Here is a 9493-nt window from a genome sequence, read left to right on the forward strand (position 1 = left end):
TTTTGTGTTGGGGCCCCGCCCGCAAGGATGACTAGAACTGATAAAAGCTTGAATTATGCGCCTTCTCAGTTCAGTCAGCTACTGCGAATTTGCAAAAATAGCTTCATTATATTATTTATGTCCCAACCTCTTTAACATTAAAACATTCAATTTAAATTGTAAAGTATAGCTGTTTTAAATCTAAGCGATATGGTCTTTATTATCACTCTTACGTAGATAATATTTAATTAATACTGCAACTACGATAAACAGACCGACAACACCCATGATGTTATAAAGGAAGTTAATTAAGTCTGCAAATCCTACAAAGCTTAGAATAAACGCAGCAACCATCATAATAGCAATGAAAATGTGATATTTTTTACTATATGGTTCTGTAAAACGTGCTGCAAATGAATAGCATAGTCCTAAAATTGTATTGTACATAACTGCTAACATAATGACAGTTAAAACAAGACCAATCCAAGGATGTATAGCATTAGCTAATGTTAATGTTGGAATTTCAACATTTTTAATTTTAGGATATTCAGATTGTAATGCAAAGTTGATTAAGGCTAATAAGATTGTGTAAATCACACCGCCAAACATTGCACCTCCACCTGAAATTTTACGTTTAGAAGCGTCGCCACCAATAGCAACAACCGTACTAAAGCCAACTGCAAAAGCTAGGCCTCCGTACATTAAGCCTCTAATTACACCCCAAAATGCACTTGTTTTATCAACTGTACTATTAACTTCGTTTAATGGAACGCTACCTGCAAATAAGTAGTAAACGGCAATAAGGATTACCATAATAATTAAGAATGGTGTTACGATACCAAGCGCGCTCACAATTTTGTTGAAGTCTAATAATAATGTTAAATAAATGACAATCGTCATAATTAAGGCACCTAACCATGTAGGTATACCAAAACTCTCTTGGAATGTTGAACCAGAGCCTGCAATCATAGTAACTGCAATACCGAATAAAAAGAATACTAATATATAATCGAAGATTTTGCTAAACTTTTCTCCGAATAAATATTGTAATGTTGACTCATGGTTTGTAGCTTCAAACGCGGTACCTATTTTAGCTACTTGTCTACCAATGAAACCAAGAATTAAACCTGAAATAAGTACACCGATATATGACCATAAACCATACGGTGTAAAGAATTGCATAACTTCTTGTCCAGTTGAGAATCCGGCACCTACTACAATGCCGACATAGGCGAAACCAATTTTTACAGCTTCTTTATTTAATCCCATGCGAAAATATAACCTCCTTAAATTTGACACATTGTGCATTATAACGTACTACAAATAATATGCAACAGTGTATACTAGTTGCGACACGCCGTTTATCGGCTATAACCACTATGTTATATACGCTTATTAAAGATTTAAAATTTCTAAAAAAATTATTATTCTTACCTCATTTTCCATAAATAAGTAACTAAGCACATCGTAATTTATGTTACGTTTATGATAAATATCACATTAGAAAAAATGAATGAAGCATTATAATTGGGAATGCTTTAAAGCCCAAATTAATAGAATGCTTGCAAAATCAAAAATAAAAATCATCTACAGTCAAAGGAAAATTGATGTGGGGTCTGTTTTTGAATTTATGAAGGCTACCTTGGGTTTCACTTGAATGTCTGTACAATGGATATATAAAGTCAAAAGAGAACTAGGATTTGGGAGTGGGACAGAATTCTTTTAAATTCGTCGTAACCCCAACTTGCTTAGCTTGTAAAATCACTTTTGTGTTGGGGCCCCGACCCCAGCTTGCTTTGCTTGTAGAATTTCTTGATGAAATTCTCTTTGTTGGGGCCCCGCCCGCAAGGATGACTAGAACTGAGAAAAGCTTGATTTAAGCGCCTTCTCAGTTCAGTCAGCTACTGCGAATTTGCTAATTAGCATTATTATATTATTTATGTTCCAGACTCTTAATATAAGAAAAATAACAACTCAACGAGCTGAGAATAATCAGAAAAATTATAAAAAAGACAATTTCTATATTATTTCAATAGAAATTGTCTCTTTTCACTTATCCAGGAACTTTATGTCCCGGACCCTCTATCTTTCCTAATTAGAATTTCCATATTGTTGTAATTCGTTAATATCAACGACAACATTATCCATACGCTTAGCTGTTTCTTTAAGTGCATTTCTTGCAACATGATTACTTGGATCTAATTTCAAAATTTGTTTAGCTACTTTGAAAGCTTCAGAATCTGTAATAACAGGCTCTGGAATTGCGTGTAATAATAACATTTGCAATAGACTCTTAATTTCTTTACCATTTGTTAATTGGATGGATGCTTGCGCATGGTAGTACGCAGAATCTAATGCACCCTCAATTTCACTTAACGGATACACAAGTAATAGAAATGCTAAATCATGCAACTCAGACGTTTCTTCAAATTTAATCATATATAAAATACAAGTATAAAACATCATGCTTTCATGTTCATGTGCACATGAAATGTAGGCTTCTTCAAAATCTAGAAAGTCTGCTTTGGCCATTATCTGTCTAACTTGTTCAAATTCTCCACTTAAAACGTTTTCCTTGATGCTGTTTTGCATGACCTTGCCCACCTACTCTTTCGCTTTACTATAATAACCTATTTTATCACAATCATTTGTCATTTTCATTTTATAAATTACTTAATTATAAAATTTATTTTGCACATATCAATGATTATTATATTACAGCTGATTAACCTAGATTTTAGTCAAATGCATTTGCTTTAAATGACGTTTGTGCAACTTCTTGTATCGCTTCATCAGTAGTTCCACCAACTGACAATTTGACTGCTGCAGTGAAACTGCCTTCTACAATTGGTGCATCTATTTTCTTAATATGATGGGGGCCATCGTACATTTCAATCGCTAAATCGATATTCATTTCAGATGATCCTAAATCATAGAAACATAGTGCATCATCTTCTAGGTCATTGATAATATTTTGAATGTCATCAAATGAGGTACCTATACCGCCATCGACACCACCGTATGCGATAATGTTTACATCCTTGGCCATCTGATTAAGTAAAGATTTAGTGCCTTTCGCAATATCTGCACTATGGCTAATAATTATGATTGATGTCATTTGATATCATCTCCAATCAAAGCGCTTAAGATATACACCATACTTTGAGCACCGGGGTCAACATAACCTATTGAATCTTTTTTAAAGTATGCTGCACGTCCTTTTGTAGCTTCAATAGCTTTCGTATCAGTCGCAAATTGTTGCAATACTTCAAATGTTAATGTTTCTTCATTCTCTAAAGCTTCACGTGCACGATCTACAACATCAAACATAGTTTTCTCATTACGTTGCACTTTACCTCTTTGCGCAATCGCATTTGCAAATTCAGTAACGACAGCTTTTAAATTATCATTGTCAATATCATCTTTAACGACATTAGACATTTTAACAAAGCTAAATCCGTATAATGGACCAGATGCACCGCCAATATTTGACATTAATGCCATACCTGTTGTTTTAAACAGCGATGCCATACTACTATCATCTAGCTTATCTTTCAAACTTTTGAAGCCGCGTAACATATTAACACCATGATCACCGTCACCAATTGCTCTATCTAAATCTGTTAATACTGTTTCTTTTTCTGAAAAAGTTGTCTCCAAATCTAACAAACGTTGTTTCATTTCTTTAACATCCATTTTTATCACCTCAGTTGAAAGTAGTGTTTCTGTTAAAAGTAACGTGATGCTGTAGGCGCTTGTAAGGCTTTTAATAGCGCTTCATCGCTAGGTAATAGAGTAATTGAGAAACCTTGCATATCTAGTGAAGTCATGTAGTCACCAACAAACCATTGTGCGACTTCTCGGTTCTGTTCCTCTAAATAACGTGCGCTAAATTTAGTTACGATATTCAATTCAGATAATGGTGTACCTCCCATGCCATTAATCATAACGATTAATGATTGCGCTTGGCTTTCTTTGAGTAATCGACCCAATAATCGTTCAACGATACCATCTATTTCTTCATATTGAATGCGTTCAATGCCTTTTTCGCCATGAATACCTATGCCAATTTCAATATCATTGTCATCAATATCGAAGCCATATTGTCCTGTCGTCGGAACCATTGGTGGTGTAAGCGCCATACCAATACTTTTAATTTGAGAAGCAACTGCTTCACCTTTCTCTTTAATATCCTTTAATGTCATACCTTGTTCAGCTAAATAGCCTACATATTTATGCACAAATACTGTACCGGCAACACCACGTCTTTGTGTTGCTTCAGATACTGAAATGTCATCTTTAACAATAATCATTTCTACTTGAATGCCTTCCATTTCAGCCATCTCTTGCGCCATTTCAAAGTTCATTACATCACCGGCATAATTTTTAACAACTAATAGCACACCATCACCTGTATCGACAGCCTTGATTGCTTCTAATACTTTATCTGGTGTCGGTGAGGTGAAGACTTCCCCGCACACTGCTGCATCAAGCATTCCTTGTGCGACATACCCTGCGTGAGCGGGTTCATGACCACTACCGCCACCTGAAACAATTGCCACACCTTGAGATTTCTTGTGACGTCGTACGACAATCGTTTCTGCGATGATGTCGATATCATCATTTGCTATTACTAAACCATCCAACATGTCTTTTAAAAAGTGCTCTTTTTGTTTAATTAGCTTTTTCATATGCAATTTCCTCCCTTGGCTATCATCTCAATTATAAATCAAGCACAATGTATGCGCTAACATTTACATGCATGTCGTTATATTTTTCATTTTTTTACAAAAAAATTGGGAATGGACTAGATTTCGTCGTTATGCTAGAAAATCTATCCACTCCCGTGAGGATCACTCGTATCAATGAAAAATTTAGTATTGAACTACTTAGATACGAGATATTATATAGTGTCACTTTCGCTTTATTATATGCGTTTTGATTTATACATTAAGTAAATGAAATATGGTGCGCCGATAATAGCAACTACAATACCAGCAGGTACACCTGTTGGTTCGAGAATAATTTTACCAATCGTATCTGATAGAACAAGTAAGAAAGCACCTACTACAATTGAAATTGGTAAAAAGAGTTGATGGCGTGGTCCAATAATTGATTTTGCAATATGCGGCCCCATTAAACCAATAAATGCAATCGCACCTGCAACTGCAACAGCAATTGAAGATAATACAACCGCAATAAAGAATAGAACGATACGCTCGCGTTCAATCTTCACGCCAAGCCCTTTGGCAATATGCTCATGTGTATGAATTAAATTAAGCACATTAGATTTGTATAACAGAAATGGAATGATGATGATAAGCCATGGAATCGTTGCAATCACAAATGTCCAATCATCGCCCCAAATATTACCAGCAAACCAAGTCGCTATAAATTCTGACTGATCTTCGTTAAATTTTGACATAAGTGTAATAGAACCACCATATAAAGCTGTCTGCATCCCTACACCAATTAACACCATACTTGAAGGTGTAATGCCATCTCTTTGATTCACACTAAATAAAAAGATAATAATAGCGGTTGCTACGCCACCAACAATACTTATTAGCGGTAATACATATACAAAATTATCTGGATTAATATGACCAATTGAAATAAATAAAGCAATAGCAAAACCACCGCCAGCATTAATACCTAAAATACCTGGTTCGGCAATTGGATTCTTAGTGACACTTTGAATAATAGCACCACTTAAACTAAGCGCTGCACCTGCTAAAATCGTAATTAACATTCTAGGAAATCTAAATTCCATTAAAATTAATTGATCATAATATTCACCTTGACCAATAAGCGTCTTTAAAAATCGATCTACGGGTATCTTATACTCTCCAGAAGACACACTCCATGTACATGCTGCTAATAATAGTATTGAAAAGATGATTAACGTAATGATTTGTTTACGTCTTAATTTTGGATGTATCATATTGTGCGCCCCCCTCTTTTAACTAAATATAAGAAGTAAGGTACGCCAATAAACGAAATAATAGCGCCCACTGGTGCCTCACCTAACATACGTGCAATGGTATCAGCTAATATCATGAGCAAACCGCCTGACAACGCAGTTAATGGTAATACCTTGGCGTAATCAGTACCCACTAAAAATCTAACAATATGAGGTACCATTAATCCGACAAAGGCAATTTGTCCTACCATAGACACGGCAACACCAGCTAAAATCATCGTTAAGAATAGACTCACACCACGAATCATCGTGATATTCTGTCCTAATCCTTTCGCAAGGGTTTCACCTAAATTTAAAATCGTTAGTTGTTTACTCATTGCTATAATGATTATGATAGCAATAATAATTACTGGGCCACTCCACATAAGTTGCTTCCAAGTCGTACCTGAAACACCACCGGCAGTCCAGAATGTTAGTGTTTGGTTTAGTTTAAATGTTAACGCAATACCCTGACTTAAAGCCGTTAATAATGCACTTACAGCAGCACCGGCTAAAATAATTCTCATAGGGTTAAACCCATCTCGTCTAGATCGCCCTATCGTTAAGACGATAAAGCCACCTAGCATTGCGCCTAAAAACCCTGCAAACATAAGCATTAAAAATGGCGCCGAGGGATAAATGGCAAACGTTAATGCCAACGCAAATGAAGCACCTGAATTCAAACCAATTAGACTCGGATCAGCGAGCCCGTTTTTTGTTACACCTTGAATCACAGCACCTGCAACTGACAGTGCCATACCTACTAATACCGCACCTAAATCACGCGGTATACGTATCTCACTAATAATGTTATGTTGTTGGTTTTTAGGATTATAATGAAAAATAGCATCCATAATAGTTGAAAAACTAATTTTTGCTTCGCCTATCAAGATAGATACGAGCAATGCGCCTATTAACAACACAAAGACTAAAATCATATAGCCAATAAAACCGATGTTTACTTTTTTATCTTTCTCCATCATGATAAATTCCCTTTTCTTAGTTTATCTATATATTATGAATAATTACGTTGGAATAAGTCATATGTGACTAATAATGGTTTCCCTGTACGTGGATCTGTACTAAGCACGACATCAATATTGAATACTTGTTCTAAAATATCTTTCGTTAGCACGTCTTCCGTAGGGCCACAAGCAATGATATCACCTTTCTTCATTGCAATAAGATGATCAGAAAAACGAATCGCTTGATTAATGTCATGTAAGACCATGACGATTGTGCAACCTTGTTCTTTATTTAATTGTTGTACTAATTCTAATATTTCTAATTGATGTGAGATATCTAAATATGTCGTAGGCTCATCTAAGAAAATGATGTCTGTTTTTTGAGCAAGTGCCATCGCAATCCAAACACGTTGGCGTTGACCACCACTTAAATCATTAATAGAGCGATGTCTAAATTCAGAAGTTCCAGTAACAGTCAAAGCCCAATCAATTTCTTTCTTATCTTCAGCAGATAGTCGTCCAAATCCTTTTTGATGTGGGAAACGACCATAAGACACAAGTTCTCCAACTGTAAGGCCATCTGCTACTTCAGGTGTTTGTGGTAATATCGCAATTTTTTTAGCAATCTCTTTTGTAGACTGTGTATGAATATTTTCACCATCTAATTGAATTTCACCATTTTTTATTGTTAGTAAGCGCGATAATGCTTTTAATAATGTAGATTTACCGCAACCATTAGGGCCAATAATTGACGTAACTTTGCCATCCGGAATTTCTACATCTAAATTGTTAATAATCGTATGATCCCCATAACCTATTTCCACTTGTTGTGCTTTTAAACGATTCATGCTTTCCCTACTTTCATAATAAATAGCTTTGGATATGATTGAAATAGTCAATTGATAATAATTATCATAGTCAATAGATGTATTATAACATCTTTGCAAACAACTGACTATTTGTAATTAATGCACAAAAGGTTAGGCATTTTATGGATTGGCAGAGTCATTTAACCTTTACCAATCAATGAAAACACCTAACCTCATTCATTCACTATTATCAATTATTCATCAATTAAAAATCCATTGCCATATACATCTCTCACATCATGGACAACTAAAAAGGCATGATTATCAATCTTACGTATCATTTTCTTTGCTTTAGATACTTGTGTTTTCGCAACAACAACATAAAGGACGTCTTTTTCTTCACGACTATAATAGCCTCGCCCATCTAAGATGGTAAGGCCACGCCCTACTTGTTCATCTATTGCCTTCGCTACTTGGTCTGGCTTACTTGAAATAATTGTCATTGCTTTTTTAGTATTTAAACCTTCAATCACATATTCCATCACTTTTGTACCTATGTACAGTGAAATAACTGTCACTAATGCCATTTGTAAAGGTAGTACCGTTAACGATATAAGTACAACAATTAAATCGAAAAATAACAAGGCATATGCCGTACTAACATCTAAATATTTATTAGCAATTTGGGCTAGTATCGTTGTTCCTGCAGTGGTACCACCGGCGAGAACTATAATACCAATACCTAATCCAACACAAGAGCCACCAAAAACGGCATTAATGATGACATTTCCTGTTTCAACATGCCACTGCTCAGTTAAACTCAAGAAAACGGAGATCAATACAGTTGCTATTATAGTCAATACCATACTTTTTTTACTTAAAAATTTATATCCAACTATGATGAGTAATGCATTAGCTACAAAATTTGTAATGGCTGGAGAAATGTGAAACGCATAATATAGAACAATAGCTATACCTGTTACCCCACCTTCTCCTAAATTACCTGAGATAATGAACGCATTTACCCCAGCTGAAAATATGAAAGAGCCTAGTATGACCAAAAGTAAATCTTTAATATTTTTATTCACATATACCAACCCCTTTAATTGTAATATCACTAAAAATGTTAGCACATTCACTAGCAAGGCTACAATATTCATTTTGAAAAGGGATTAAAACCATGAATGTTTAACCATATCATTGTCTTGTCTCTCGTTTGAATCCTCATTATAAATAAAGAGAATCATAAATAAATATAAATTTTCTGAATTTTTTGTTTACTTTAGCGATTCCTTTTGCTATAATGTGTATAACTTCTTAATAAGAGAAGTTATCTCCTTTGTGTTGTTTATAGTAACAAAACAAATTTTGCTCGAAGTACTGTGACAGTACCTAGTCCTTACCGTTACAAGTACATTAATATTCATTTCCCATAAAAACCAAGTATATAGAGTGTCTCCTCACTCTACATACTTGGTTTTTATCATTTATCTTAAAATTATCAATCATTATAATATCGATAGCTTGTCTGTCTCACCCAAAAACGAAAAAAACTGAGAAAAGAGGCTGGGACATAAATAATATAATGAAGCTATTTTGCAAATTCGCAGTAGCTGACTGAACTGAGAAGGCGCTTAAATCAAGCTTTTCTCAGTTCTAGTCATCCTTGCGGGGGTGGGACGACGAATTCAAAAGAATTCTGTCCCGCTCCCTTTTCATTTTGAACTAGTACAGCGCTAGCACCCGGTGTAATATAACACATCACAATTTATTTATTT

General features: G+C 34.9%; 9 protein-coding genes. All 9 read right to left on the reverse strand.

Annotation, left to right across the window (positions count from 1 at the left end; translation table 11 throughout):
• Nucleotides 1-180: 180 nt before the first annotated feature.
• Nucleotides 181-1248 (reverse strand): YkvI family membrane protein, encoded by a 1068-nt coding sequence (locus KA878_RS12665; protein WP_193839666.1) that lies wholly within the window; start codon nt 1246-1248, stop codon nt 181-183.
• Nucleotides 1249-2070: 822 nt separating this feature from the next.
• Nucleotides 2071-2571, reverse strand: coding sequence for a hypothetical protein (locus KA878_RS12670; protein ID WP_053030666.1), 501 nt, complete (start codon nt 2569-2571; stop codon nt 2071-2073).
• A 145-nt stretch (nt 2572-2716) separates the two neighbouring features.
• Entirely contained in the window at nt 2717-3097 is a 381-nt protein-coding gene (gene dhaM / locus KA878_RS12675; RefSeq protein ID WP_075108867.1) for a dihydroxyacetone kinase phosphoryl donor subunit DhaM, read from the reverse strand.
• A complete protein-coding gene (gene dhaL, locus KA878_RS12680; protein ID WP_075108866.1) occupies nt 3094-3675 on the reverse strand; it encodes a dihydroxyacetone kinase subunit DhaL in 582 nt (193 codons plus the stop codon). Before dhaL ends, dhaM begins: the two co-directional genes overlap by 4 nt.
• Before the next feature lie 32 nt (nt 3676-3707).
• Nucleotides 3708-4670, reverse strand: coding sequence for a dihydroxyacetone kinase subunit DhaK (dhaK, locus tag KA878_RS12685; RefSeq protein ID WP_193839667.1), 963 nt, complete (start codon nt 4668-4670; stop codon nt 3708-3710).
• A 236-nt stretch (nt 4671-4906) separates the two neighbouring features.
• Nucleotides 4907-5923 carry a FecCD family ABC transporter permease gene (locus tag KA878_RS12690; protein WP_075108864.1) on the reverse strand — a complete coding sequence of 339 codons (1017 nt, stop codon included), beginning with the start codon at nt 5921-5923 and terminating at the stop codon, nt 4907-4909.
• On the reverse strand, nt 5920-6879 hold the full coding sequence (locus tag KA878_RS12695; RefSeq protein WP_398577053.1) for a FecCD family ABC transporter permease: 960 nt from the start codon (nt 6877-6879) through the stop codon (nt 5920-5922). Before KA878_RS12695 ends, KA878_RS12690 begins: the two co-directional genes overlap by 4 nt.
• 77 nt (nt 6880-6956) lie before the next feature.
• A complete protein-coding gene (locus KA878_RS12700) occupies nt 6957-7754 on the reverse strand; it encodes an ABC transporter ATP-binding protein (protein WP_053030677.1) in 798 nt (265 codons plus the stop codon).
• 215 nt (nt 7755-7969) lie between these two features.
• Nucleotides 7970-8803 carry a YitT family protein gene (locus KA878_RS12705; protein ID WP_053030679.1) on the reverse strand — a complete coding sequence of 278 codons (834 nt, stop codon included), beginning with the start codon at nt 8801-8803 and terminating at the stop codon, nt 7970-7972.
• Nucleotides 8804-9493: the final 690 nt, after the last annotated feature.

The sequence above is a fragment of the Staphylococcus sp. GDY8P57P genome (assembly GCF_017892585.1).
Lineage (GTDB): Bacteria > Bacillota > Bacilli > Staphylococcales > Staphylococcaceae > Staphylococcus > Staphylococcus borealis.

Excerpts from the sequence above, each read along its gene's own strand:
- KA878_RS12695 (WP_398577053.1), bottom strand. The coding sequence starts at position 6,879 with ATGATTTTAGTCTTTGTGTTGTTAATAGGCGCATTGCTCGTATCTATC.
- KA878_RS12665 (WP_193839666.1), bottom strand. The coding sequence starts at position 1,248 with ATGGGATTAAATAAAGAAGCTGTAAAAATTGGTTTCGCCTATGTCGGC.
- dhaL (WP_075108866.1), bottom strand. The coding sequence starts at position 3,675 with ATGGATGTTAAAGAAATGAAACAACGTTTGTTAGATTTGGAGACAACT.
- dhaK (WP_193839667.1), bottom strand. The coding sequence starts at position 4,670 with ATGAAAAAGCTAATTAAACAAAAAGAGCACTTTTTAAAAGACATGTTG.
- dhaM (WP_075108867.1), bottom strand. The coding sequence starts at position 3,097 with ATGACATCAATCATAATTATTAGCCATAGTGCAGATATTGCGAAAGGC.
- KA878_RS12700 (WP_053030677.1), bottom strand. The coding sequence starts at position 7,754 with ATGAATCGTTTAAAAGCACAACAAGTGGAAATAGGTTATGGGGATCAT.
- KA878_RS12670 (WP_053030666.1), bottom strand. The coding sequence starts at position 2,571 with ATGCAAAACAGCATCAAGGAAAACGTTTTAAGTGGAGAATTTGAACAA.
- KA878_RS12690 (WP_075108864.1), bottom strand. The coding sequence starts at position 5,923 with ATGATACATCCAAAATTAAGACGTAAACAAATCATTACGTTAATCATC.